The sequence below is a fragment of the Bacillus sp. GbtcB14 genome (assembly GCF_019091205.1).
Lineage (GTDB): Bacteria > Bacillota > Bacilli > Bacillales > Bacillaceae_G > Bacillus_A > Bacillus_A cereus_AG.
In genome coordinates, this window is the sequence record NZ_JAGXJT010000008.1 from 133084 (window position 1) to 158111 (window position 25028).

The following is a 25028-nucleotide window of genomic DNA, read 5'->3' on the forward strand; positions in this document are numbered from 1 at the left end:
ATCAGGGTGGTAACGCCGGCAAAGCTCGGTCCCTATTTAGGGATGCGGGCTTTTTTGTATTTTCTAGAAGGAGGAAGACTGACTATGGCAAAAGAACAAGTACAAGCGATTACGAAGATGGAAGAGGATTTTGCACAGTGGTACACAGATATTGTAAAAAAAGCAGAACTTGTTGATTATTCAAGTGTAAAAGGATGTATGATTCTACGTCCGTACGGTTATGCCTTATGGGAAAATATGCAGAAAGTTATGGATGAGAAGTTAAAAGCAACTGGTCATGAAAATGTGTATATGCCAATGTTTATCCCAGAGAGTTTATTGCAAAAAGAGAAGGACCATGTAGAAGGGTTTGCTCCTGAAGTAGCATGGGTGACACATGGCGGGGATGAAAAATTAGCGGAGAGACTTTGTGTACGCCCTACATCTGAAACTTTATTCTGTGAACATTTTTCAAAAATTGTGCAATCCTATAATGATTTGCCAAAGCTATATAATCAGTGGTGTTCAGTAGTTCGTTGGGAAAAGACAACGAGACCATTCCTTCGTACAACGGAATTCTTATGGCAAGAAGGTCATACGATCCATGAAACGGCAGAGGAATCTCAAGCTGAAACGTTACATATTTTAAATCTATATGCTTCTTTCTGTGAAGACTACTTAGCGATACCAGTAATTAAAGGACAAAAGACAGAAAAAGAAAAGTTTGCGGGTGCAAAGGCTACTTATACGATTGAAAGCTTAATGCATGATGGGAAAGCACTTCAAACAGGAACATCTCATAACTTTGGAACGAATTTCTCAGAAGCATTTGATATTAAGTTTTTAGATCGTAACGGTAAGTGGAAATATGTACACCAAACATCTTGGGGTGTATCAACAAGAATGATAGGTGGACTTATTATGGTCCATAGTGATAATAATGGGCTTGTAATGCCACCAAAAGTTGCTCCAGTGCAAGTTGTTATCGTACCGATTGCGCAGCATAAAGAAGGAGTTTTAGCGAAAGCAACAGAGTTACAAGAACATATTCAAAAGGTTGCACGAGTAAAAATAGATGCTAGTAATAAAACACCAGGCTGGAAATTTAATGAGTATGAAATGAAGGGCATTCCAATTCGATTAGAAGTTGGTCCTAAAGATATTGAAAAGAATCAAGTCGTACTTGTAAGAAGAGATACGAAAGAAAAAGAATTTATATCAATGGATCAATTAGAAAAACGTATTCCAGCACTACTTGAGGAAATTCATAATTCTTTATTTAATAAGGCAAAAGTATTTCGCGATGAGAATACGTATAGTGCGACGAATTTCGAAGAGATGAAAAAAGTAGTGGATGAAAAGCAAGGATTTATTAAGGCAATGTGGTGCGGAGAGTTAGCTTGTGAAGAGAAACTAAAAGAAGAAATTGGAGTATCTTCACGCTGTATGCCTTTTGAGCAAGAGCAATTAGCTGACGAATGTATTTGTTGTGGCAAAGAAGCTAAGCAAATGGTGTATTGGGGAAAAGCGTATTAATGCTCTTTTTGATAGAGGATGAAAAGGACTTTGGGTTGCATAATAAAATGCAATCCAAAGTCCTTTTTAGTTTTACAATTTGTTTCATGTATGTTTTAGATGGAGGGATGTGTTTTATTTTGCATTTTTACGGCGAATAAATAGTAACATACCGATTAGGAATGTTGAAAGTCCCATTAAAATAGATGCAGGATAATGTGTTGCCGTATTAGGTAACTTATCGCCTTGTTCTGTCGCATTATCTTTTACATTACTACCTTGAGAGCCGTTGCCCCCCTGAGAACTGCCATCGCCTTTAACGCGGTTGCCGCCTTGAGAGCCATTACCACCTTGAGAACTGCTATCGCCTTTAACACGGTTTCCACCTTGAGAGCCACTGCCACCAGAACCGTTGCCACCAGAGCCGTTGCCGCCAGAACCGTTGCCACCAGAGCCATTGCCGCCAGAACCGTTGCCACCAGAGCCATTGCCGCCAGAACCACTGCCACCAGAGCCATTGCCGCCAGAACCACTGCCACCAGAGCCACTGCCATCAGAACCGTTGCCACCAGAGCCATTGCCGCCAGAACCACTGCCATCAGAACCACTGCCACCAGAGCCGTTGCCGCCAGAACCACTGCCACCAGAGCCGTTGCCACCAGAGCCGTTGCCGCCAGAACCACTGCCACCAGAGCCGTTGCCACCAGAGCCGTTGCCACCAGAGCCGTTGCCACCAGAGCCGTTGCCGCCAGAACCGTTGCCACCAGAACCACTGCCATCAGAGCCGTTGCCGCCAGAACCGTTGCCGCCAGAACCGTTGCCACCAGAACCACTGCCATCAGAGCCGTTGCCACCAGAACCGTTGCCACCAGAACCGTTGCCACCAGAGCCGTTGCCACCAGAGCCGTTGCCGCCAGAACCACTGCCACCAGAACCGTTGCCACCAGAACCGTTGCCGCCAGAACTGTTGCCACCGGAACCACTATCGTTCTGAGAACCATTGTTTTCTGGTGGCTTATTATTATCTTTTGAGTTGCCTTCTGCTAAATGATCGTTATTTTGTACAATTGCGTTTGTTGCTGGAGAGAAGTTTTCAGTTGCTGCATTACCGATATTTAAACCGCTAAAAAAAGATAAAGAGAGTGTTGATGCTAAAATGAAGATTTTCGTCATTGTTTTCCTCCTAAGAAATTAATATTCCATCTAAAATACATCCCTTTGTAATATTTCTTAGGAAAAAGAGTTTTATGCAAAAAAAACTATATATAGAAAAAGGTGGTGTATTTCTGAAGAGAGAAAAGAGTTAGTGTAAATTCTTTATAATAGTAGAGTGGTGAGAATTTTACACGCATTACAATAGAGGAAGTGACAGCGGATGAAAGAATATATTGCATTTGATATTGGTGGTACACAAATCAAATATGGAATTGTTTCAGAAACAGGAACAGTACGAAAGCATAAAACAGTTTCAACAGAAATTCATTTGGGTGGGGAACAAATCATTCAAAAACTTATTCTGCTATCCAAACAATTAATGAATGAACATACGATTTCAGGAATTGGCATTAGTACAGCGGGAATTGTTAATATTCATAAAGGAGTTGTAACGGGAGGGGTGGAGCATATTCCGAACTACGCGACTATTCCTATTATTGATAGATTGCAAGGGGTATTGCAAGTACCTGTGTCCGTTGAAAATGATGTGAATTGTGCAGCTTTGGGTGAGCAGTGGAAAGGTATTGGAAACGGAAAAAGAAATTTTATTATGCTTACTCTTGGAACTGGTATTGGAGGAGCAATTTTTATAGATGGAGAGTTATACAGGGGACATTCTTTTAGTGCTGGTGAATGGGGAAATATGTTAATAGAAGGAAAGCAGTTTGAAGAGGTCGCTTCCATTTCAGGGGTAATTCGTCTTGTGCGAAAATATAAAGGTGAACGTGATTGGAATGGAAAAACGATTTTCGAACTGTATGATAAAGGAGATAGAGAAGTTACGCAAGCGGTTGAGGTTTTCTTTAAACATTTAGCGATTGGAATTAGTAATCTTGCTTATATTTTTAATCCAGAAATGATTGTTATAGGTGGAGGAATTACTGATAGAGGAAATAAGTTCTTAAAAGAAGTAAAAGAGGAAGTAGAAAAATATTTAAATAAAGAGATTTATAGTAATTGTGAGATTGAACTTGCACAAAACGGTAATTGTGCAGGAATGATTGGTGCTATTTACCACTTCTTACATCATCATAAGTAAGTTATATGAATGTTTTCATATAACTGAGAATTTATCCTTTTTATCACTAGGTAAATAATGCTACAATATAAAAGAAGAATACAATATTTTCCGCCTTGGAAAATGCTTTGTAGAAAGGAAGAAACTGCATGCCTATTATTTTAGAAAAAGGTCAAAAGATCGATTTAACGAAAGGACAACCCAAAGTAGCAAAACTACAGGTTGGCTTAGGCTGGGATCCAATTGGGCAATCAGGTGGGTTTCTGTCTTCATTATTTGGAAGTAAACCAAATGTAGATTGTGATGCATCTGTTGTTATGTTAGAAGGAGATCGCTTTTTAAACAAAAACGATTTAGTTTACTTCGGAAACAAGCTTTCTACTTGTGGTAGTATTATTCATTCAGGAGATAATTTAACAGGTGAAGGCGCTGGTGATGACGAAACAATTTTCGTAGAATTACATAAAGTTCCGAGCCGTATTAATCGTTTAGTATTCGTTGTAAATATTTATGACTGTGTAAATCGTCGTCAAGATTTCGGGATGATTCGTAATGCATATATTCGGATTCAAAACCCGCAAACTGGTGAAGAATTAGCACGCTATAATTTATCGGATAATTATGCTGGCAAAACGACTCTAATTGCAGGTGAAATGTATCGCCACGGAAGTGAATGGAAGTTTTCAGCTGTTGGAGAAGGCACACAAGATAAAAACTTAAGTGAGATTGTATCACGTTATCAATAGAATAAACCGAGGAGGAATTGAATATGGCATCAATTTCATTGAAAAAAGGACAAAAGGTAGACTTAACAAAAACAAATCCAGGTCTTTCAAAAGTTCTTGTAGGACTTGGTTGGGATACGAATCGTTATGACGGACAAAACGATTTCGATTTAGATGTTAGTATTTTCTTAGTAGGTGCTAACGGTAAAGTTTCAGGTGCAGAGGATTTCGTCTTCTATAACAACCCAAAAGGTGCGAATGGTGCTGTCGAGCATTTAGGAGATAACCGAACTGGTGAAGGTGAAGGCGATGACGAATCGATTAAAATAGATTTAAAAAATGTACCTGCACATATCGAACGTATTTGTTTCACAATCACAATTTACGATGGAGAAGGTCGTAGCCAAAACTTCGGACAAGTTTCTAACTCTTTCGTACGTATTTTAGATGAGGAAAAGAATGCAGAGTTAATTCGTTACGATTTAGGAGAAGATTTCTCTATTGAAACAGCTGTTGTAGTAGGTGAATTATACCGTCATGCAGGTGACTGGAAGTTCAATGCAATCGGAAGTGGATTCCAAGGTGGATTAGCGTCTCTATGTAATAATTTCGGTTTAGATGTAGAGTAATAGATTTATATATCCATCAGTAAACAGATGTGTACTGATGGATATATTTTTAAGATTAAAATATAGAGGTGAATATAAATGGTAATTCAATTGCAAAAAGGACAGAAGATTGATTTAGGTAAGACAAGCCCTGGTTTAACAAAAGCAGTAATTGGTCTTGGGTGGGATTTTAAATCTTATGATGGTGGATCAGATTTCGATTTAGATGCATCTGCTTTTTTATTGGATGCGAACGGAAAATGTACGAAGGAAACTGATTTTATCTTCTATAACAATTTACAGTCTCCTTGTGGATCTGTTTTACATACAGGAGATAACCGTACAGGTGAAGGCGACGGGGATGATGAGCAACTTGTTGTAGATTTGAAAAAGGTTCCATCAGATGTTCATAAAATTGCTATTACAGTTACAATTTATGATGGAGAAGGCCGTAACCAAAACTTTGGACAAGTCGGAAACGCATTTGTTCGTTTAGCAAATGAAGAAACGAATGAAGAAGTTCTTCGCTTTGATTTAGGGGAAGATTTCTCCATCGAAACAGCAGTTGTCTTTTGTGAATTATACCGTCATAATGGACAGTGGAAGTTTAATGCAGTAGGAAGCGGTTTCCAAGGTGGCTTAGGCGCGCTTGTAAGAGCGTATGGCTTGGATGCATAGAAAGGAAACGATATTCGTTTCCTTTTTTTGACCTTTCTATAAATCTAGCAAAGAATAGGGGATAAAGGTAAGATGAGTATTTTGCAAGGAATCCTTGATACGTATGCTCAGTTTTTCGACTTGGACATGTGGATTAAAGTGTTGCAAGATCCAGTATCTTGGGGATTAATAGGTACACTTGTTGTACTTGAAGGTTTGTTATCTGCTGATAATGCACTTGTATTAGCAGTAATGGTAAAACACCTTCCGGAAGAAAAACGTAAAAAGGCATTATTCTATGGACTTATTGGAGCTTATGTATTCCGATTTATTGCGATTGGAATTGGAATGTTCTTAATTAAATTAGCGTGGGTAAAAGTGTTAGGTGCACTTTACTTAGCTTGGCTTTCAGTTAAATACTTCATTGATAAAAGAAAAGGTAATGCAGAAGAAGAGGAAGCTCATGGTATGAACCAAAACAGTATTCTCTTCAGAATGTTTGGTGTCTTCTGGGGAACAGTTGCGATGGTTGAATTAATGGATATCGCGTTCTCTGTAGATAGCGTACTTGCTGCATTTGGTGTATCAAATGAAGTTTGGATTCTATTATTAGGTGGAATGCTCGGTATTTTAATGATGCGTGGTATCGCTGGTGTATTCTTAAAATTGTTAGAGCGTATTCCAGAACTTGAAACGACAGCATATATTTTAATCTTAATTATTGCAGTAAAAATGTTACTGTCTGTTATTCATATTGAAATAAGTCATATGCTATTCTTTATCATTTTAGTTGTAGCATTTGGAGCAACATTTATACTTCACTACATGAAGAATTCTGGACAAGCTAAAGAAGAAGTTGCAGCTACTAAAGAAGACAATAAATAATTGAAATGGGTTTGCTCGTTTTACGAGCGCCCATTTTTTATAACCAAAAATAGTTTATAATAGAAGAAAGACTTAGAAAAAACGTAAATGTTTTTGGAGGTGAACTGTTGTGTTTTCACGTTTTACACTTCAACCATATGGATTAAAAGATGAATCAGATTTAAAGCAATTTGAAACACTTTTAGAAAAACGCCCACAATATGAACTGACAGAGAATGAGATGAAATTTAGTTATATAGCATGTCGAATCCTTGGCGTTCCTAATGATGTAGATGAATATTTTAATGAGCTATTTGATTATAGTGAAGCGAAAGGAATCGAAGTTTTACACGAACAAAATTTAAACAAAGTGATTGATTCGGAAAAGCTTCGTCATATTCAAGAAGTGTTCGGATTACATCAAGAAGCACCAAACGGTCTGACAGTAAATAGGCTAGTGGCACACTTATCTGGGAAACAACTTTTACCGAAAGTAGACAATCCTGACTTACAGCATTATATACATACGACGTTTATTTCTGTATTGAAATTGTATGAGAAACAACATAACCAATCGTTAAAAACAGAGGGATTCCGTCGTTTCTTAATTGATATAATTAAATTAAGTGAAAATTACGTAGCGAAGTGGTTTTCTACGGTTAATTATAAGAAACAAATGCCGCGTATCGTTTGGTATGGTGATGCGACAGAAAGCCGTATATATTTCTTATACTTCCTTATTATGCTCGGCTGTGATGTACTTTATTATCATCCAGAAGGAAAAGATGGATTTGAGAATGTTGATGAGGAAGGAAGAAGTTTTGTTGTGTCTCATTCAGGTCGCATTTCTCTTGAGCCATTTCCAGATCGCCGCCGCGAACGTGTTGCAACAGTAGCGTATCAAGCTTCAAAAGAAATTGAGCAAGTACTTCACCACGATAATTCACTGCTGTACAAGCCGTGGCAGTTCCGCTCGTATACGCCTGTAGCTCGTACGCTCAAAACAACATACGATGAACTCTTTTTAATTACGAAAGAAAAGGCATTTGTACGCCCGACATTCTTTGTTGAAAATAAACACATTTATATTCCTTCTTTATTTGCAAAAATATCAGGTGTTTCAAAGAATGATAAAGAATATTTTCAGCGACTAAAGGCTGTTACATCATTTGATAACAGTTTATTAATTAATACATTCCCGTTTACGAAAGAACAAAAAGCAAATTTCCAATATCATTACCGAGATGCTTTAGACCGCGGGGGAAAATTACATCCAGATTTAATTATGAACAGTCATTGGTGGCCGCATAAACGATTGCCAGAAGGATTACAACATGGTATTGCAGAAGCGATTATCCATACGTGTGAAAGTGAAATGTGTAAACCAATTGCAAAAGAGACGAAACAAGATGTAGCGTTATATGTTTTCGCGCAACTTTCTCAAATACCACCGAATATTTTAGAACAGCTTGAGAAATTTGATTATTCACAAGATGTACCGAAAATTGTTATATTTAATAATGAGAAGAGTGGAGAATTAACTCGTTCGGATGCTGTTTTACTCCTATTTTTAAATCAAATAGGAGTAGATGTATTCCACTTCAATCCAACGGGACGAAATGATATTGAACCGTATATTGATGCAGCAGCATTTGATTCACATTGGCTTGAAGAAGTTAATTTCGATCTTGAGTTTCATGGTTCATCAGCCTATAAAAATTTATCACAAACAATAAAAGGACTATTTCGTCCATTTTTATAAGGAAAGGGAGAATACCATATGAATAACCCAGTCGTACTAGATTCGAAAACAGAATTAAATGAGCAAACAGCACAAGATGTTCGCTTGCAACTTAGACAAGATGCGGATGTACAACGTATTTATAATGCGGTAGATATTAAAGACCAATTAGAATTAATTGAGCTTGGAAAAGAACCTTCTATGGAAATTTCACGTTTTGCAGATCAAATTTTACATACAATGTCTCTGTCAAAAATAGAAGACTCTGGTGAGTTATTAAAACAGCTTGGTAAAATTATGGACCGATTCGATAGCAAAGACTTTGCGGAAGAGAAGAGTGGTTTCTTCTCACGTATGTTCAAAAAAGCGGATAAAATGATTGAACAAATCTTTAGCAAGTATCAAACGATGGGCCGTGAAATTGATAAAGTGTACGTGGAAATTACGAAGTATCAAGATGAAATGAAAAAATCAATTGGTACGTTAGACGGGTTATATGAGCAAAACTTAAAATATTACTTAGACTTAGAAAAATACGTAGTAGCAGGAGAAATGTTATTAGATCGTTTAAATACAGAGCTAGTTCCGATGTATGAAGAGCGTGTACGTAATAATGATCAATTAGCAGGTATTGAATTAGAGTCGCTTAAAAACTCTGTGGAAATTTTAGAACAGCGTATTGACGATTTAGAAAAGGCACGCATGGTTGCTTTACTTACAGCACCACAAATTCGTATGATTCAACGTGGTAACAATAAATTAATCGGTAAGATCAATACAGCATTTATTACAACGATTCCTATCTTTAAAAATGGTATCATTCAAGCGGTGAATGCGAAGCGTCAAAAGCTGGTTGCAGATTCTATGGCTGAACTGGATCGTCGTACAAATGAATTACTTAAGAAAAATGCACAAAATATTGCAACGCAAAGTGTGGAAGTGGCAAGGTTATCAGGCTCTTCTAGTATTAAGATGGAAACACTTGAAGAGACTTGGAACATTATTTCAAGAGGTATGCAAGAAACACAACAAATTGAAGAGCAAAACAAACGTGAGCGTGAAGAAAGTCGTAAGCGTATGGCTACATTAACAGAGAACATCAAAAAAGAATTACAAGGATAAATGAAAAGGCAAGGAGGACTATAGTCCTCCTTGCCTTTTAGTTTCTCTTCACTAATTTAATGATTTCATTCACAACAAGCGGAATGATACTTAATAAGAGAACAAATCCCCAATCTCGCATCGTTAATGCATGCACACCGAATATATTGGCAAGAGGTGGGATGGAAATGATACAAACTTGCATAAGAACACCGATAAGAAGGGAGAAGACTAAATATTTATTTGTAAAGATCCCAATTGAAAAAATCGATTTTGTTCTTGAACGCAAGTTAAATGAATGAACGAGCTGAGAAAAACTAAGAACGACAAATGCCATCGTTTGAGCATGTAATAGGGCATCTTCATCAATTCGCTCTGGGAACAGAGGGAATAAATTTGTATCTCCAGTATAGAATTTTGCTCCGGCGATAAAGGCTACTAGCGTTAAAAGTCCAATGACAGCCCCATTGAAAATAAGAAAAGGGATGCTACCGCTAAATAGGCTTTCTTTCGCACGTCGTGGCTTTTCCTTCATCACATCTGAATCTTCAGGGTCAACACCAAGTGATAGTGCAGGAAGTGTGTCGGTAATTAAATTGACCCACAAAATGTGGATTGGGCGTAATGGTGTCGCCCAGCCGAGTAAAATGGCTAAAAATAAAGCGATAATTTCTCCAAAGTTACAAGAGAGTAGGAAGAGAATTGATTTTTTTATGTTGCGATAAATATTTCTACCTTCCTCAACAGCTTTCACGATAGATGAGAAATTATCATCTGTTAACACGACATCTGCAGCCCCTTTTGCAACGTCTGTTCCTGTAATACCCATCGCTACGCCAACATCTGCTTGCTTTAAAGACGGCGCATCATTGACGCCATCACCAGTCATAGAAACGATATTTCCTTTCGCACGTAATGCTTTTACGATTTTTACTTTATGCTCTGGAGAGACCCTAGCAAATACATGTAAGTGATTAATTTTGCTTGCTAGTTCTGTATCTGAAATGTTATCTAATTCAGTTCCTATCATAATTTCAGACTTTTCTTCAGCAATGCCAAGTTCTTTGGCAATTGCAAATGCGGTGTCTTTATGGTCACCAGTAATCATAACTGTGCGAATACCGGCTTTTTTACATTCTGTAATTGAATCCTTTACTTCAGTTCGAGGTGGATCAATCATACCGACAAGACCGATAAAGATGAGGTTTTCTTCAAGGTGATTTGTATCCACAACGTTTGAGGTGTATTGTTTAAAAGCGAATGAAAGTACTCTTAAAGCTTCTCGAGACATTGCCCCGGCAGCTTCTAATATTTGATTTTTATCAGCATCTGTTAGAACCTCGATTTTATCATTTTTAAATATGTGGGTACATCGAGGTAAGAGTTTATCAATAGCACCTTTCGTCATGCTATAGTAGCCTTCATCATATGTATGCACGGTTGACATCATTTTACGATCTGAATCGAAAGGCATCTCGTTAACGCGTTTATGTATCTTTTCTAAATGATCTTTTTGCATGTTAAAAGTACTTCCAGCAACGAGAAGAGCAATTTCAGTTGGATCTCCGGTTTGTGATTCACTACTATAAGACGCATCATTACATAGCACCATATTTTCTAACAATAGACGTTGCGCATCGTTATTTACATTTAAACTTTCTAAGCGATTGTATGTGGTATCACTATAAAAGTGAGTAACGGTCATTTTATTTTGCGTTAACGTACCTGTTTTATCTGAGCAAATAATTGTGACAGACCCAAGCGCTTCAACAGCTGGTAGTTTACGAATGATAACATTTTGTTTGATCATGCGCTGCACACCAATTGCTAGAACGATGGAAACAATAGCTGGTAAGCCTTCTGGAATAGCTGCAACAGCTAAACTAATAGCAGTCATAAACATTTCTAACGTATCTCGTCCTTGTAAAAAACCGATGAGAAACATAACGATACAAATAGCTACAGCGACAAAGCCTAAATACTTACCGACTTGTGCTAAGCTTTTTTGAAGTGGTGTCATATCATCGTCTGCTTCATGTAAAAGGGTAGCAATCTTACCAATTTGTGAATTCATTCCAGTTTCAACAGCAACACCGACACCTCGCCCGTATGTAACAAGAGTAGACATAAAGGCCATATTTTTTTGATCGCCGAGCGGTACTTGTTCATCCGTTTGCATAGAAGGATGATAAAGTGCATCCTTATCAACAGGAACGGACTCACCAGTGAGAGCAGATTCTTCAACTTTTAAATTTGCTGTTTCGATTAGTCGCAAATCACATGGGATATAACGTCCTGCATCGAGCATGACAATATCACCTGGAACGACTTGTTCAGATGGAATTTCTTGTAGCTCACCGCCGCGTTTTACGATAGCTTTAGGCGTTGCCATCTTTTTCAATGCCTCTAAAGCTTGTTCTGCTTTCGATTCTTGGACGACACCGATAACAGCATTTAAAACTACAACGAGCGCAATAATACTTGCATCAGCCCATTCACCTACAAAGGCAGAAATAAGAGCAGCAATAATAAGGACATATACGAGGACATCATTAATTTGGGCGAAAATCCGCTGCCATAACGTGCGTTTTTGTTTTGTAGCTAATTCATTAGAGCCGTATTGCTTTAAACGTTCATTTACGATTTCATCTGTTAAACCGTGTTGTTCGTTTGTTTCTAGGTCGATTAACGTTTGATTTTTCGTCTTACTGTACCAATTGCTCATAAGTAAGCACCTCCAGTAAAAACAGTTAGCAATGGTAGTGTTGCTATTATTTGTGAGTAGTATGTATGGAGAAAAAATCTAAGATGAGGTTCTACTTCTATTGTACAGTATTTTACAGTTGGTTGAGGGAAACAGAAGAGTTGTCATGAATTTGTTGGAAATAAAAAAGAGCCCCATAAGCGAGGCTTTTTTTACTTTTTAATTAATGTACCTAATTCTTCTGTAATAGCTTGCATTTCACTGATGCTGAATGTTTCACGTTTCATAACATGATCATAAATGTCACGTAAGTCTTCGTACATTTCTTCATTAAAGCTAGCAGCTCTCATCGCTCCAGCATTAACCATACGTAATTTTTCTTTAATAGCTTCGACCATATATTCAACGTTTTCTTCTGACTTTACGGATAAATCCACCGAAGTGTCCCCCTTTAAAATAACATAAGGCTATCTTAACATTTTTTATCATTTTCGTTAATGAATCTTTTCAATCCTATTAAATTAGTAGGGATTTCCTTTATATTTAATAATTGGTTGTTTATACTATAAGTATATATTAAGAAATGCACCAAGAAGGGAAGCGACAAAAATATGATTCAAGTATTGTTTGTTTGTCTTGGGAACATTTGCCGTTCTCCGATGGCAGAAGCGATTTTTCGAAATCTTGTCGTAAAAGAGGGACTCGAAGGGAAAATTGTCATTGATTCTGCAGGAACTGGAGATTGGCATATCGGTCATCCGCCACATAAAGGAACACAAAAAATTTTAAAAGAAAATGCAGTCACTTTTGAAGGAATTAAAGCGAGGCAAGTAGAAAAAGAAGACTTAACAAAGTTTGATTATATTATTGCCATGGACAACAAGAATATAGCAGATTTAAAAAGTTTAGGTAAAACTGGAGGCTATATTGGTAGGCTGTCCGATTTTGTTCCAGACGGTGGCTGGACAGACGTTCCCGACCCTTACTATACAGGGAATTTCCAAGAAGTATATGACCTTGTAACAGAAGGGTGTGCAAAGCTATTAGCTTTCATTCGAAATGAACAAGGAATATGAGGAAGCTTAGAAAGAAATACTTTCTAACATAAGAAATGAAAGGGTGAAGGAATATGGCAAAGAAAAATAATATTGCTCGAAATATTGCACTTGGTGTAGCTGCAGGTGTAGCTGTATCTATGTTGAAGAAAGAAAACCGTGAAAAAGTAAAAAATACTGCGGAAAAAGCAAAAACAAAGATGATTGAAATTGGTGAAAATGCAAAGATCAAAGAAAAAGTGCAAACTGTTACAGATAAAGGACGCGAATTTGCTGATTTCAATGTAGTGAAAGCAAAAGTAGCAGAAATCAAAAAATTGACGCCGTCTGTTGTAGAAACGTTAAAAGAAACGAAAGAAATTTTTAGTAAGAAAAAAATTGAGCAAGTAGAAAAGCCAGAAACAATTGAAATTCAAGCTGTATCGTCGAAGGTAGATGAGCTGAAAGCAGAAGAAGAGCCAGTAGTAGCTGAAGATGGCGGTATGAAAGAAGCGCGTGAACTATTTATGAAAGACTCAAATGCAGAGGAAAAAAAAACTGAAGCGTACATTGAGTTAAAGCAAGATAAAGAAGAGAAGAAAAGCGTTTAAACATATATGAGAAAAATTTTAGAAAAGGTGAGGAGACATCGTACTTATTCGTTTGGTAAAGACTTGTATGACCGAACGATGCGCGATGATGTAGCGGGCTTGGCAGCACAGCTCGCTTATTTCTTCTTGCTTGCGATTTTTCCTGGGCTTGTTTTCTTAATTACGCTTCTTGGATTCATTGACCTTCAAACAGAAAGTGTGCTCAATTTATTAGAACCGTATGTACCCGAAGATGCAATGTCCTTAATTGAAGTAAACGTTGATAAAGTTGTAAATGAGCAAAATGGTGGTTTATTATCATTTGGTTTATTATCGATGTTATGGTTTGCGTCAAACGGGGTAAATGCGGTTATGAATGCTTTTAATCGTGCGTATGATGTAGCAGAAACACGTTCTTTTATTAAAACGAGAGCTTTATCAATTGTGTTTACATTAGCAATCATTTTTATGATTGTGTTTGCGCTAATTGTTCCAGTGTTCGGACAAGTCATTGGAGCAGCGGTATTTAAAGCAATTGGTTTATCGGATAGTTTTTCTTACGTGTGGAGTATTATGCGGTTAGTAGCGAGTTTCTTCGTGCTATTTGCATTGTTTAGTTTTTTATATACATTTGCACCAGATCGAAAGTTAAAAAGAAGAGAAGTCATTTCAGGAGCAACATTTGCTACTGTAGGATGGATTGTGGTATCGTACTCATTTGCTTATTATGTAGATAAGTTTGCGAATTACGCCAATACATATGGTGGTCTCGGTGGTATTATTATTTTAATGTTATGGTTTTACTTGACTGGGTGGGTAATTTTACTTGGCGGTGAAATTAATGGTTTACTCCATCATTATAGGACGGGTGACAATAATTCCCGTAATGAAAAGTGAGCTCTTGTTCCATAATAAAAGGGAACAGGGGGGATATTTCATGAGTAATAATAAAAAGAATCACAACAACAAAAATAACAATAAACAAAAGAGCAGTTCGCATCCAAAGCATAAAACGAGTAGTAGTGCGAATGGGCATAATAGCTATCATTAGAAAAAACGGGTCCTCTATGAGGGACCCGTTTTTATTTGTTTCCTTTTAATAATCGTAAGCCATTTAAAATGACAAGAATCGTGCTTCCTTCATGCCCAATAACACCAAATGGAAGAGCTAAAAATTGTAAGAAGTTTGAACAAATCAGCATTGCAATTACAGCTAGCGAAAAAATTACGTTTTGCTTTACAATGCGGTTCATTCGTTTTGATAAACGGATTGCTTGGGAAAGTCGAGATAATTCGTTCTTCATAAGCACAACGTCTGCAGTTTCTAAAGCTACGTCTGTTCCTTCGCCCATTGCTACACCAATGCTAGCGGTAGCGAGTGCAGGGGCATCATTTATACCATCTCCGACCATTGCGACTGTCCCGTATTTTTCTTTTAGCTCTTTAATTGTTTCAACTTTTGTTTCTGGTAAGCATGATGCATAATATTCCTTTATATTACTTTCAGAGGCAATTGCTTTTGCCGTTTCTTCATTATCACCAGTAATCATAATAGCTTCGACACCAATGCTTTGTAATTCGCGGATAGCAGCTATTGTTTCTTGGCGAAGCGTATCTTTTAAAGCGATAAGTCCAAGGATGCCATCCTTATCACTAATATAAACGACAGTTTTACCCTCTTTTTCAAGTGAGGCAGAAATACCATTATGAAATGTCTTTGTTTCTTCACCGATAAAATCAGCTTTACCTATTTTATAAGCTTTGTTTTCGAATAGTCCTTTTAGCCCAAAACCAGTTACATCTTCAACATTTTCTGGTTTTTTTAATGCAATGTTATACGTATGTTGTGCATATTTAACAATAGATTCAGCTAAAGGATGTGTAGAGTGACTTTCAATTGATGCTGTAATAGAAAGTACTTCTTTTTCTGTCATATTTTCTCGAACATATACATCTGTTACGGTAGGTTTTCCTTGTGTTAATGTTCCTGTTTTATCAAAGGCGATCGCTTTTACTGAAGCGAGGCGTTCTAAATGTATGCCACCTTTAAAGAGAATTCCATTTCTTGCCCCGTTAGAAATTGCAGATAACGTTGCTGGTGTAATGGCAGCAACGAGTGCACAAGGAGATGCGACTACAAGTAAGATCATAGCGCGATAAAACGTTTCATTCCAGCTCCAGTCAAGTACGAAATGAGGAACGAACATCATAAGCGCAACAACGAGTAGTACCCCTTTTACGTATGTTCCTTCAAACTTTTCGATGAATAGTTGTGATGGTGATTTTTCGCTTTGTGCACTTTGGACGAGACGGATAATCTTTTGGAATAATGTTTGATCGCTCGGCTTTGTAATTTTAACTTCGATAGCACCACGTAAATTTACAGTACCGGCAAATACTTCATCACCGAATTTTTTCTCATTTGGAATAGGCTCCCCTGTAATAGCAGCTTCATCGATATTTGTTTCACCGTTATGAATTGTACCGTCAGCAGGAACGCGCTCACCTGGCTTAATTAAAATAATGTCGTTAATTTGTAATTGTCCAACAGGAACACGTTCCTCGGTTCCATTTGAAATACGCAATGCTTCTTCAGGTTGTAAATCAAGAAGCGCTGAAATTTCTTTTTGACTTTTACTTAATGTATAAGATTCCATCGCACCGCTTAGTGCAAAGATAAAGATTAAAATTGCGCCTTCTGCCCAGTAGCCAATGATTGCAGCACCGATAGCAGCAAAGAGCATGAGCATTTCGACATTTAGCTCTTTCTCTTCAATGGTATCTTCAATACCTTCTTTCGCTTTTGCATATCCACCAACTATATAAGCAAGGATATAGCAAGTAATGCCTACATTCATTGCATCATTCTTTGTGAATAACCAACCAGCTAAAATGAAAATACCAGATGCGATTGCAAATATAAGTTCATAATGTTTCTTTAATGTATCCCATAAAGAGGGATGAGAAATAGACTTTTGTACTTGTAATGTTTTTACTTCTGAGTTCATTACTACTCGCTCCTTCCAAATTCTTATTGAGAAAAAGAATCAAAATCGAAACCCCTATAAAACGACGAAAGCTGCCATCCATAATGGATAGCAGCATTTCTGTTGAATCTGATTTTAATAGTTATTATGTTGTAATTATTCTATAGTATAGCATATGTTTTCGCTAGATGATATGTTTTTGTTTGCGTATAAACTGAAAACTTGTATTTTCACACTTCCTTTGGTATATATGAATATTGTTCATAAAAAGATCGGAAAGGAAGACCACAAGTGAAGGCAGAGAAATTTTTTACCCATCCGATTGGTGTATTAATTGCTGCAATAGTAGCGACTTTTTTATGGGGGAGCGCATTCCCGTTTATTAAATTAAGTTATGCTGAACTTGGAATTCAGCCACAAGAAGTTGGAGAGCAAATATTATTTGCTGGTTATCGTTTCTTTTTATCTGGAGTAATGCTCATATTTTTCTTTAAAGTGTTAGGAAAAGATATGAGCTTCAAAAAAGGAACGGGGAAGCAGTTAGTACAAATTGGTTTATTTCAAACATTCCTTCAATATATATGTTTTTATATTGGGATGAGTTATAGCTCTGGTATTGAAGGAGCTATCATTTCAGGAACATCATCATTCTTTCAAATTTTACTCGCGCATTTTTTATATAAAGATGACGCTCTCAATATGAGAAAAATAATTGGGGTCTCTATCGGTTTTTGTGGTGTCATTTTGGTAAATGTACCGAGTGATGGTAGTTTGTCATTCCATTTCGGAATCGGTAGCTTATTACTTCTTAGTGCAGCAATGTTGTATTCATATGGAAACATATTGGCGAAAGAAGGTAGCAAAACATTAGATGTTGGCTATATGACAGCATACCAAATGATCTTTGGTTCTATCGGGCTATTATGTATAGGGGCTTTGCAAGTTGGAGTCATGCCATTTACATTTAGTGCACATGCAATATTTATGCTTATTTACTTATCTTTCTTATCCGCAGCAGGCTTTTGCATTTGGAATACAATTATGAAGTACAACAAAGTTGGAAAAGTATCAATGTACATGTTCTTTATACCCGTATTTGGTGTGTTATTATCGAGCATGATTTTAGGAGAAGCAATTCACTCATTTGTATTATTCGGTTTAGCATGTGTAGCCGCGGGAATTATCGTGGTGAATCGTACGCCAGCTAAGCAGAAAATGGAGCAAGAAAAACAGGTAGCGTAGAGAGAGGGAAAACGATTACAATGGAAGAACAGTACTGTTCTTCTTTTTTTATATAGAAAAAGGATAATAGACTAGGTGTAACGAAAAAAGATACAAAAAGCATTTATTGAGGAGAACATATTATGAATCTACTTTACGTGGTGTTAATTGGACAAATAATTCTTTTTTTAATTGGTGCAATGTACGCAATAGGACAGACAAAAAAAACAAGAAATAATATGCCGTTACCTTTAGCGGTGCGTCTTATTCTTAGTTTTTCTTTAACAGTAAGTGCAATATGGATCTGGTTACAAGATCCATCAGTAGAGTATAGTACGTGGGTTGCACTAGGTATGACGTTATCAACTGTAGGGGATTTATTTATGGCAGGTTTGATTCCAATTGGTCATCGATTAATTGGAGGGATGATTACTTTCGCTCTTGCACATTGTTTTTATGTAAAAGCATTTTTGCAAACAGGCATCTCATGGAATGGTTTTTGGATTGGTTTACTCGTATACGGACTCTTTCTCGTTATAGGATGGTTCTTTTTTATACGAAATGATAAACAAGATAAATTGTTTACGATAGGCGCTCTAATTTACGGACTGTGGGTTGGAGGAATGGCTTGCTTTGCATTCGCCTTATACTATGAGAATACAGGAATATGGTGGATGCCAGCTTTTGGTGGTTTACTATTTGTGATTTCTGATTTTATTATTGGCGTGACAGATATTGGAGGGCGTAAATTAAAGTATGAACCACTTTGGATTTGGTTTACATATGTAGCGGCTCAAATGTGTATTGTATATGTAGGGATATAAAAAGGTACTCTCAAAAATAGTGGATAGACTATTTTGAGAGTATTTTTTTTACTATTTTACTTCAACCGATTTTTGAGATGGGAGTTTTACTGCCTAAAAATAGTGAGATAAATATAAATTATAGTAAATAAAATTAAGAAGTTTATGGGGTATTTCGAGTTTATAATATTCTAATTATACAATTCAGAATTTTGTGGAAATTGAGAGGTGGAAGTCCTTATAATAAAAGTAAAAAGATGATGAGATGGTGGAATGATGCAAAAGAAAAAACGTTGGCGTGAATTCTTTGGAACAATTGCAATTGCATGTTTGTTGGTGTTTTTGGCAAAAATCTTTTTGTTTTTTCCTACGACTGTAAAAGGAGCGTCCATGAAGCCAACGTTACAAGATGGGGATAAGGTGATTGTTAATAAGTTGGCAAAGCAATTTGAAAGTTATGGGCGAGAAGATATTATTGTTGTGAAGACAGATAATTTTTATGTGAAAAGGGTTATTGGTTTGCCTGGTGATGTCATTGAGGTGAGAAATGATCAATTATATGTGAATCATGAAGTGATACAGGAAGCATATTTGTATAGTAATAAAAAACAAGCTGAAAAAAAACTTATGAATTTAACAGAGGACTTTGGACCAATTACAATTCCTAAAAATAAGATTTTTGTTATGGGAGATAATCGTTTAATAAGCAGAGATAGTAGAAATGGTTTAGGACTTATTGATAAAGCGGATGTATTAGGAGAATTAGCGGCAATTTATTATCCACTTGAACATATGAAAATAATGAATTAAAGTAAAAAACCAAGCAAATTTCGTTTGCTTGGTTTTTTATCCCGCTTTAATGGGCAGTAAGACCCCCACCTCAAAATTCAGCGAAAGCAAGGAAGTTAGGTGGGGGATCAACTGCCCATAAAAGTCCGATTGGTTCAACTAATAATCACTGGGGGATGAAGCCCCCCACTGATTAAAGTTTCACTTTATGTTAAATCGTAGGAGACTCATTAAATTCATAGACGTCTTCATTGTTTTTGTTCGTACTTAAAATGAATTTGTGCTGCAATAGTTGCAGTTTAAAGAATGCTAACGGATCGTGATAAGTTTCTGGATTGCTTCTTAACGTTGCTAATGTTTGCTCGTCTTCCTGTATTTCAAGTTGAGCTGATTCTACATTTTGTTTCAGTATGCTAAGTGGATCTTTAAAGAACATCATGATATCTCGTTCTAAGGCGCCTTCAAATACTTCAAATTGAAGGAAGAATTGTTTTGAAATTGTTTGAGCAATTTCCGTATAATCTTCCGTTTCAATGTATTGTTTATATTTGTTTGCGAGCATAGATTGATTTTTTTGCATGTTACCAAATAGTTTTCCCGCACTCTTTAAGAAAAATTGTGTCGGTGTAAAGCGTAATAAAATATTGATGTTCGATACTGTAATTCGATTTGTCATACGTACAACATCTCGATGCCAATCATCTAGTAATTTGAAATCGCAAGGAAGTTTCATGCGTTCTTCTTTATATAATTTATTAAACGTTTCACTCATTTCATCTAAATAAGATTGAGCTTGAATAAATTCATTATGCGCTGTTTCAATCCATTCTTGAATAAACCCAGTAAATTTAGGAAGAAGCACTTGCTGTACATGTTTTTGAATTCGTTCGTTCATTGCAGCATTTAATTCTTCATGAACTAATTTGAAATCACTATCTTCTTGAACAAGGTCAGAACAGCTCTGTAATAATTCAGGAATTTGAGAATGGATATCCCGTGTGATTTCTTCTTTCGTTAAAAGATAAGATTCTGTAATAGAACGAATTTTATCTTTTTCAAGAGCAGTAAGATTGTTAATAAATCCGTTTAGTTTTACTGAGATATGTTTATTCCAGCGTACTGATTTCACTAATGTATTTTCTAATTCCACACGTTCATTTACAAGGTATGCGATTGTTTTTTGAGTAAACCATATTAGTTTTTCTATACGTTCTTGTTCTATGTCGCGTTCTGCTAGATTAGAAAGAATAGACTCTGTCACGTCTCCAAGTTGCTGGCTACTCTCTTGTGAAGGAGAGTATGGGAAGAATTTTGCATTTGGGAAATGGACTTTAATCTTACTCATGAGTTTTTCATTATTGGCCGCACTATTTGTGTGTAATACGAAATGAATTTGTAAGTTTGGCACTTGTTCACGTAAATAAATTAATGTATCAAGCTCTTCACCATGCAATGGTGAAGCAGAATTTAATAAGTAAATAAGGCTATCTGCTGCTTGTAAGTATTCAAAATATGAGCTGCTTTTATCCACTTGCCCTTGAACAGCTGGCGTAACAAGAAATGCAAACTTATTTTTTCTTAAAAATCTACTTGGTAACTTAATTTCTATACACTTCTTCTCAAGTTCTGACTCGGAAGGTGTAGCCATTATTTGATGGAATTCATCAAAGTTCGGTATATTGTGTACATCTAACGCAGTGAATTCTGTTATTTCAGTTTGGCTATCATCTTTAAATAGAATAGGAGTTGTTACAGTCTCAGTTAAGATGTTCTCTCCTAATATTGAATTGATGAATGATGACTTATCATGGTCACTAGTTCCCGCTATTAGTAATTGTGTAACATTTAAATCACATAGTTCATGAACGAGTAACGTAAATTGATGACTTAAATCCACATCATTTTTTTCAGCCCATACAGCAATTGTTTCGAATAAATGAGAAACGGTTTCCATATTTACAGTTGTTTCAGCTGTTGAATTAGAGAGTAGGGCTCCCGCACTTTTTACGAGTAATGACTCTAAAGTTGTAGGTGAAACTTCATTCCATGCTAACACTGCAGCGGAGACAAATAGGGCATCTTTTGCTTTCGTTAAACTAAACCAATTTGTTAATAAATCTGGTACAAGTCCCTGCATTTCATGCATGAAATGTTCACCAGTAATTAATTCAAAGTATGTATCTTGGTAGCGTTCAATAATTTCATGCCAATCGTCATTGTTGTCTGTTTCGATATGTAAGAATAAATGATTTATTGTTTGAATCCAAGGTAGATGCAAGTTTTCATTTTGATAGCTGTTCCAAAGAGCAATAACAAGTTCTTTAAATTGGACTTGATCAATTGCATATAAAGCTTTTAAAGATTCATAGAAATATTCTGGTTTGATTTGTTTCGTGAATCCTTGATTCACATAATTGATTAAAGTATCGAACCAGTGTAATGATTTTGTTCGAATTCCTTCTTGAACGGCAAGTTCGATGGCGTTATTCCAATCTTCTTGTTTTTCATAGAATGAGCGAGCAATTGCAGTAATATTTGGATAGTCAGGTTGAAATGCAACAGCCTCACTAATCGTCTTAAATGCTAGACCTAAACGATCTTGTTCGATGTAAAGAGAAAGAAGTTGTAAGGAAACTTCCATTGTAAGAGTTGTATCTTCTGTTTGGATAGATTGATAAATCTCTTCTGCTTTTGGCAAGAATCCTAGTTCAAAATAAGAATCTGCAATATTTTTGGTTGCCCAAAGTGCAAGTTCGTTATTTACTTTCTCCCATTTAAATATCGCGGCTTCAAAGTCTTTATTTTGGTAATAAAATTCACCTTGAGCAAAGCGGATATTAGAAATGTTGGAGAATTCGTTTGTAGATTCATTTATATATGCTTCACCGAGTACTTCTGATACTGGAGTAGAAGTTTCTTCTGTTAAAAATGTTTTATAGTAAACCTTTTGGATAAATTGATTTTCAATGGTCATGTTCGTTCCCCCTGTATAATTTAGAAAAATGATGTTGTATGTAAAGGGTGCATGTTCTTTTTATAGGTAGAAGTTGCATTATATCGACCAAACTACGTTTTTGCTAGATATATCATTTTTCCTGAGAGTTAAACCGTTGCGAAAAGTAACTTTCCTTTATTGTAACAAAAAAACAAGCATATGAATTTTTATTTTTTAATCCTGCTATTTACGGATTATAAGACTAGCACTTCAAAAAGCGGTGAATCCAAGGGAAGTAGGCGGGAGTTGGGCACACGATTAATGGTTCACTTTCTTCCTGCTAAAGGAATGGATAGAAGTAGAGTTCATTATAAAAACAATGTATAGTGAATATGTATACCATGTTTGTCTGAAAGAGAGAAAGGGCACAATGTGGAATAACGATTGTGCATAGGATGTGTCTTCCGAATGGAACAACATATTGGCGAGTTAATCGCGCATTATGGGTATTTTGGAATTATTATAGCGTTGGCAGGTGGGATTGTCGGATTACCGATACCAGATGAGTTTTTATTGACCTTTGTTGGTTATAACGTTTCAAAAGGAGTTATGTCAGGAACGGCTGCTTTTTTAAGTGGGATGGCTGGTGCGATGTTAGGTATTACATTAAGCTACATATTAGGTTTAAAACTGGGACTTCCTGTTTTAAAAAAATATGGGCCAAAAATTAGAATCAAAGAACATCATATTGAAAAAACACATATTTTATTTGAAAAATATGGACCATTTCTTTTAATGATTGGTTACTTTATCCCAGGAGTACGTCATTTAACAGCATATTTTGCTGGGGTGTCGAATTTAACACTTTGGCGTTTTTGTTTGTATGCTTACGGTGGTGCGTTTATTTGGATAAGTGTTTTTATTGGACTTGGCTGGAAGTTAGGAGAGAAGTGGCGTTTCGTTGAGTATAGTTTACATCATTATGGAATATGGATTTTATTCATTTCAGTAGTTGTTACAGGTGTTGTGTGGTTTTACATAAAGAAAAAGAAAAACCGCTAATAGCGGTTTTTTTAGCTGAAAGCAATAAATAGTACACCAGCTGTAATAAAGACTACACCAACGCCAGTCATAAAGTTTAACTTTTCACCGAGTATAATCATAGCGAGGATGATAGAAAATACGACGCTTAATTTATCGACAGGAGCCACTTGTGAAACTTTCCCTGTCTTGAGGGCAAGAAAATAAAATAGCCATGACGAAGCACCTGCAACCCCACTTAATGTGATAAAGAGCAGTGCTTTTTTATTTAGCAGTACGTCGCCAATATTTTGAAATTTACCTTGTATAATAATAACGCCTACCATAAATAATGCCATAATAATAGAACGAACCGTTGTCGCAACATTGGCATCGATTCCATCTAAACCAATCTTTCCAAAAATAGATACAAGGGCAGCAGCAATTGCTGATAATAGTGCGAAGAAGAGCCATGAACTCATAGTAAAATTCCTCCAATCTTACATTATTATACATGAAAATCATTCTCATGTATAAAGTGAAACTTTAATCAGTGGGATTCTACCGCCTCGCAAATAGCTGGATAGTTAGCGAAATAATCCCACCTTATATTTTTAATAAGGTGGGATTATTATACTACTCTGCAATTTCTTCATATAAAAAGTACGTTACATTATAAATATGTTCTACTTCATCGTCTGTCATAAACAATAATTCGTCACGCTCAATCCCTTTTTTCTTTTCAATAAACTCAATCATATTTTTGCGTTCTTCTCTTTTCATCAATTTTATTTCTCCTCTCAATCTGTTTTAATACAGTTTATTTAAGTTACTGCTATTATATAACAGAATCTTTAGAAAGTTCCACCTATTTTCTTGTTTTTTTCAGAAGAACTTTTCGACAAAACAAGCCCACGTAAAGGGGGCTTGTTTTATTTTATAGTCGTAAAAACTCGGGCTCCGTCGTACCAGCACTATCGATGTAATAAATTGTGTCAGGATTGATTTTAATTAGTACATAATTAGGGTCTTCAGGACCGAGTAACCAGCGTTTTAAGCTATTATTCCAAAACTTGTTTTTTAATGTGGAGTCTTCCTCGATGGAGGCTAAGCCTTCAACCTCAATATAGTCTTCATCTAATTTTTTTCCTTCACGCCCAAGTAGTACATATACATTTGGATTTTTTTCAATATCTGTTATCTTTTTTGATTTTCGATCTGTTGCAACATATAGTACAAAATCTTCGTGGAAAAACATCATAAAGGCACTATGAGGTTTATTTTCACGTACAGTAGATAATACACCGGTTCGTTGACCGCAAATAATAGTTTCAATTTTTTCTTTTAAATGCATGCTTTTAACCCCTCTTCATACTTTGTAATTTTCTTCGTCTAAATAAAAATGAAGTATCTTTCATACTCTTTTCATCAACATGATTTTTTAAACGTAATTGTGATGAAATCGGACAAGTTAGGAGAAGAATAATAATAATAGCGAGGAGAAATACATACGATGGAAGGA

The 25028-nt window shown here is 36.2% G+C and carries 23 protein-coding genes and 1 other annotated feature (1 of these 24 running past the window's edge); of the genes, 15 read left to right on the forward strand and 8 right to left on the reverse strand.

All coding sequences use genetic code 11. The features are described 5' to 3' along the window. Positions 1-37 (forward strand) — a binding site (T-box leader) (it extends 170 nt beyond the left edge of the window). Positions 38-84: 47 nt separating this feature from the next. Then, positions 85-1515, forward strand: a complete 1431-nt coding sequence (gene proS, locus KVT31_RS22050) for a proline--tRNA ligase (RefSeq protein WP_088095002.1) — start codon at positions 85-87, stop codon at positions 1513-1515. A gap of 114 nt (positions 1516-1629) precedes the next feature. On the opposite strand, the gene KVT31_RS30410 is transcribed toward proS, so the two are convergent. Continuing rightward, on the reverse strand, positions 1630-2667 hold the full coding sequence (locus KVT31_RS30410) for a cell wall anchor protein (RefSeq protein WP_253601383.1): 1038 nt from the start codon (positions 2665-2667) through the stop codon (positions 1630-1632). Between the two features lie 202 nt (positions 2668-2869). On the opposite strand from KVT31_RS30410, the gene KVT31_RS22065 reads away from it, so the two are divergent. From KVT31_RS22065 to KVT31_RS22095, 7 genes are all read left to right on the forward strand, one after another. Then, a complete protein-coding gene (locus tag KVT31_RS22065; RefSeq protein WP_088095003.1) occupies positions 2870-3748 on the forward strand; it encodes an ROK family protein in 879 nt (292 codons plus the stop codon). Positions 3749-3876: 128 nt separating this feature from the next. After that, positions 3877-4473, forward strand: coding sequence for a TerD family protein (locus KVT31_RS22070; protein WP_001121586.1), 597 nt, complete (start codon positions 3877-3879; stop codon positions 4471-4473). Positions 4474-4496: 23 nt separating this feature from the next. Further along, positions 4497-5081 (forward strand): TerD family protein, encoded by a 585-nt coding sequence (locus tag KVT31_RS22075; protein WP_061676703.1) that lies wholly within the window; start codon positions 4497-4499, stop codon positions 5079-5081. A gap of 78 nt (positions 5082-5159) precedes the next feature. Beyond that, positions 5160-5738, forward strand: coding sequence for a TerD family protein (locus KVT31_RS22080; RefSeq protein WP_088095004.1), 579 nt, complete (start codon positions 5160-5162; stop codon positions 5736-5738). A gap of 72 nt (positions 5739-5810) precedes the next feature. Beyond that, positions 5811-6602 carry a TerC family protein gene (locus KVT31_RS22085; RefSeq protein ID WP_088095005.1) on the forward strand — a complete coding sequence of 264 codons (792 nt, stop codon included), beginning with the start codon at positions 5811-5813 and terminating at the stop codon, positions 6600-6602. 109 nt (positions 6603-6711) lie between these two features. Next, positions 6712-8343: a YceG family protein gene (locus tag KVT31_RS22090; RefSeq protein ID WP_088095006.1), complete on the forward strand. Its 1632-nt coding sequence runs from the start codon at positions 6712-6714 to the stop codon at positions 8341-8343. 18 nt (positions 8344-8361) lie between these two features. Then, positions 8362-9444 carry a toxic anion resistance protein gene (locus KVT31_RS22095; RefSeq protein WP_001064411.1) on the forward strand — a complete coding sequence of 361 codons (1083 nt, stop codon included), beginning with the start codon at positions 8362-8364 and terminating at the stop codon, positions 9442-9444. 37 nt (positions 9445-9481) lie between these two features. On the opposite strand, the gene KVT31_RS22100 is transcribed toward KVT31_RS22095, so the two are convergent. Together KVT31_RS22100 and KVT31_RS22105 are read right to left on the reverse strand one after the other, a co-directional pair. Continuing rightward, on the reverse strand, positions 9482-12148 hold the full coding sequence (locus tag KVT31_RS22100) for a cation-translocating P-type ATPase (protein ID WP_088095007.1): 2667 nt from the start codon (positions 12146-12148) through the stop codon (positions 9482-9484). Between the two features lie 191 nt (positions 12149-12339). Continuing rightward, a complete protein-coding gene (locus tag KVT31_RS22105) occupies positions 12340-12564 on the reverse strand; it encodes a DUF1128 domain-containing protein (RefSeq protein WP_000366196.1) in 225 nt (74 codons plus the stop codon). A 174-nt stretch (positions 12565-12738) separates the two neighbouring features. On the opposite strand from KVT31_RS22105, the gene KVT31_RS22110 reads away from it, so the two are divergent. From KVT31_RS22110 to KVT31_RS22120, 3 genes are read left to right on the forward strand one after another with little or no spacing between them, the layout of a single operon-like run. Beyond that, positions 12739-13203: a low molecular weight protein-tyrosine-phosphatase gene (locus tag KVT31_RS22110; RefSeq protein WP_088095008.1), complete on the forward strand. Its 465-nt coding sequence runs from the start codon at positions 12739-12741 to the stop codon at positions 13201-13203. A gap of 53 nt (positions 13204-13256) precedes the next feature. Next, positions 13257-13772, forward strand: coding sequence for a DUF4075 domain-containing protein (locus KVT31_RS22115; protein WP_088095009.1), 516 nt, complete (start codon positions 13257-13259; stop codon positions 13770-13772). A 6-nt stretch (positions 13773-13778) separates the two neighbouring features. Further along, complete coding sequence (locus tag KVT31_RS22120) at positions 13779-14648, forward strand: YihY/virulence factor BrkB family protein (RefSeq protein ID WP_088095010.1); 870 nt, start codon at positions 13779-13781, stop codon at positions 14646-14648. 185 nt (positions 14649-14833) lie between these two features. Here the strand turns inward: KVT31_RS22120 and KVT31_RS22125 are convergent, their stop codons facing one another. Then, complete coding sequence (locus KVT31_RS22125; protein ID WP_088095012.1) at positions 14834-16759, reverse strand: heavy metal translocating P-type ATPase; 1926 nt, start codon at positions 16757-16759, stop codon at positions 14834-14836. A gap of 270 nt (positions 16760-17029) precedes the next feature. On the opposite strand from KVT31_RS22125, the gene KVT31_RS22130 reads away from it, so the two are divergent. The 3 genes from KVT31_RS22130 to lepB all read left to right on the forward strand — a co-directional run bounded on the left by KVT31_RS22130 (position 17030) and on the right by lepB (position 19572). Next, positions 17030-17980, forward strand: coding sequence for a DMT family transporter (locus KVT31_RS22130; RefSeq protein WP_217613652.1), 951 nt, complete (start codon positions 17030-17032; stop codon positions 17978-17980). A gap of 122 nt (positions 17981-18102) precedes the next feature. Beyond that, positions 18103-18783 carry a lysoplasmalogenase gene (locus KVT31_RS22135; protein WP_088095014.1) on the forward strand — a complete coding sequence of 227 codons (681 nt, stop codon included), beginning with the start codon at positions 18103-18105 and terminating at the stop codon, positions 18781-18783. Positions 18784-19035: 252 nt separating this feature from the next. Continuing rightward, positions 19036-19572 carry a signal peptidase I gene (lepB, locus tag KVT31_RS22140; protein ID WP_088095015.1) on the forward strand — a complete coding sequence of 179 codons (537 nt, stop codon included), beginning with the start codon at positions 19036-19038 and terminating at the stop codon, positions 19570-19572. Between the two features lie 190 nt (positions 19573-19762). Here lepB and KVT31_RS22145 read toward each other — a convergent pair whose 3' ends face one another. After that, entirely contained in the window at positions 19763-22525 is a 2763-nt protein-coding gene (locus KVT31_RS22145) for a tetratricopeptide repeat protein (protein ID WP_088095016.1), read from the reverse strand. 429 nt (positions 22526-22954) lie between these two features. Here KVT31_RS22145 and KVT31_RS22150 point away from each other — a divergent pair, with 429 nt between their 5' ends. Beyond that, positions 22955-23548 (forward strand): DedA family protein, encoded by a 594-nt coding sequence (locus tag KVT31_RS22150; protein WP_061685943.1) that lies wholly within the window; start codon positions 22955-22957, stop codon positions 23546-23548. Positions 23549-23559: 11 nt separating this feature from the next. Here the strand turns inward: KVT31_RS22150 and KVT31_RS22155 are convergent, their stop codons facing one another. The 3 genes from KVT31_RS22155 to KVT31_RS22165 form a co-directional block, all read right to left on the reverse strand. Further along, positions 23560-23988, reverse strand: coding sequence for an EamA family transporter (locus KVT31_RS22155; protein WP_088095017.1), 429 nt, complete (start codon positions 23986-23988; stop codon positions 23560-23562). A 154-nt stretch (positions 23989-24142) separates the two neighbouring features. Continuing rightward, positions 24143-24289 (reverse strand): BH0509 family protein, encoded by a 147-nt coding sequence (locus KVT31_RS22160; protein ID WP_000817786.1) that lies wholly within the window; start codon positions 24287-24289, stop codon positions 24143-24145. Between the two features lie 154 nt (positions 24290-24443). Continuing rightward, positions 24444-24860 (reverse strand): pyridoxamine 5'-phosphate oxidase family protein, encoded by a 417-nt coding sequence (locus KVT31_RS22165; RefSeq protein ID WP_088095018.1) that lies wholly within the window; start codon positions 24858-24860, stop codon positions 24444-24446. Positions 24861-25028: the final 168 nt, after the last annotated feature.

Excerpts from the sequence above, each read along its gene's own strand:
- KVT31_RS22120 (WP_088095010.1), top strand. The coding sequence starts at position 13,779 with ATGAGAAAAATTTTAGAAAAGGTGAGGAGACATCGTACTTATTCGTTT.
- proS (WP_088095002.1), top strand. The coding sequence starts at position 85 with ATGGCAAAAGAACAAGTACAAGCGATTACGAAGATGGAAGAGGATTTT.
- KVT31_RS22115 (WP_088095009.1), top strand. The coding sequence starts at position 13,257 with ATGGCAAAGAAAAATAATATTGCTCGAAATATTGCACTTGGTGTAGCT.
- KVT31_RS22070 (WP_001121586.1), top strand. The coding sequence starts at position 3,877 with ATGCCTATTATTTTAGAAAAAGGTCAAAAGATCGATTTAACGAAAGGA.
- KVT31_RS22095 (WP_001064411.1), top strand. The coding sequence starts at position 8,362 with ATGAATAACCCAGTCGTACTAGATTCGAAAACAGAATTAAATGAGCAA.
- KVT31_RS22125 (WP_088095012.1), bottom strand. The coding sequence starts at position 16,759 with ATGAACTCAGAAGTAAAAACATTACAAGTACAAAAGTCTATTTCTCAT.
- KVT31_RS22100 (WP_088095007.1), bottom strand. The coding sequence starts at position 12,148 with ATGAGCAATTGGTACAGTAAGACGAAAAATCAAACGTTAATCGACCTA.
- KVT31_RS22145 (WP_088095016.1), bottom strand. The coding sequence starts at position 22,525 with ATGACCATTGAAAATCAATTTATCCAAAAGGTTTACTATAAAACATTT.
- KVT31_RS22165 (WP_088095018.1), bottom strand. The coding sequence starts at position 24,860 with ATGCATTTAAAAGAAAAAATTGAAACTATTATTTGCGGTCAACGAACC.
- lepB (WP_088095015.1), top strand. The coding sequence starts at position 19,036 with ATGATGCAAAAGAAAAAACGTTGGCGTGAATTCTTTGGAACAATTGCA.
- KVT31_RS22110 (WP_088095008.1), top strand. The coding sequence starts at position 12,739 with ATGATTCAAGTATTGTTTGTTTGTCTTGGGAACATTTGCCGTTCTCCG.
- KVT31_RS30410 (WP_253601383.1), bottom strand. The coding sequence starts at position 2,667 with ATGACGAAAATCTTCATTTTAGCATCAACACTCTCTTTATCTTTTTTT.
- KVT31_RS22135 (WP_088095014.1), top strand. The coding sequence starts at position 18,103 with ATGAATCTACTTTACGTGGTGTTAATTGGACAAATAATTCTTTTTTTA.
- KVT31_RS22160 (WP_000817786.1), bottom strand. The coding sequence starts at position 24,289 with ATGAAAAGAGAAGAACGCAAAAATATGATTGAGTTTATTGAAAAGAAA.
- KVT31_RS22065 (WP_088095003.1), top strand. The coding sequence starts at position 2,870 with ATGAAAGAATATATTGCATTTGATATTGGTGGTACACAAATCAAATAT.
- KVT31_RS22150 (WP_061685943.1), top strand. The coding sequence starts at position 22,955 with ATGGAACAACATATTGGCGAGTTAATCGCGCATTATGGGTATTTTGGA.
- KVT31_RS22155 (WP_088095017.1), bottom strand. The coding sequence starts at position 23,988 with ATGAGTTCATGGCTCTTCTTCGCACTATTATCAGCAATTGCTGCTGCC.
- KVT31_RS22085 (WP_088095005.1), top strand. The coding sequence starts at position 5,811 with ATGAGTATTTTGCAAGGAATCCTTGATACGTATGCTCAGTTTTTCGAC.
- KVT31_RS22075 (WP_061676703.1), top strand. The coding sequence starts at position 4,497 with ATGGCATCAATTTCATTGAAAAAAGGACAAAAGGTAGACTTAACAAAA.
- KVT31_RS22080 (WP_088095004.1), top strand. The coding sequence starts at position 5,160 with ATGGTAATTCAATTGCAAAAAGGACAGAAGATTGATTTAGGTAAGACA.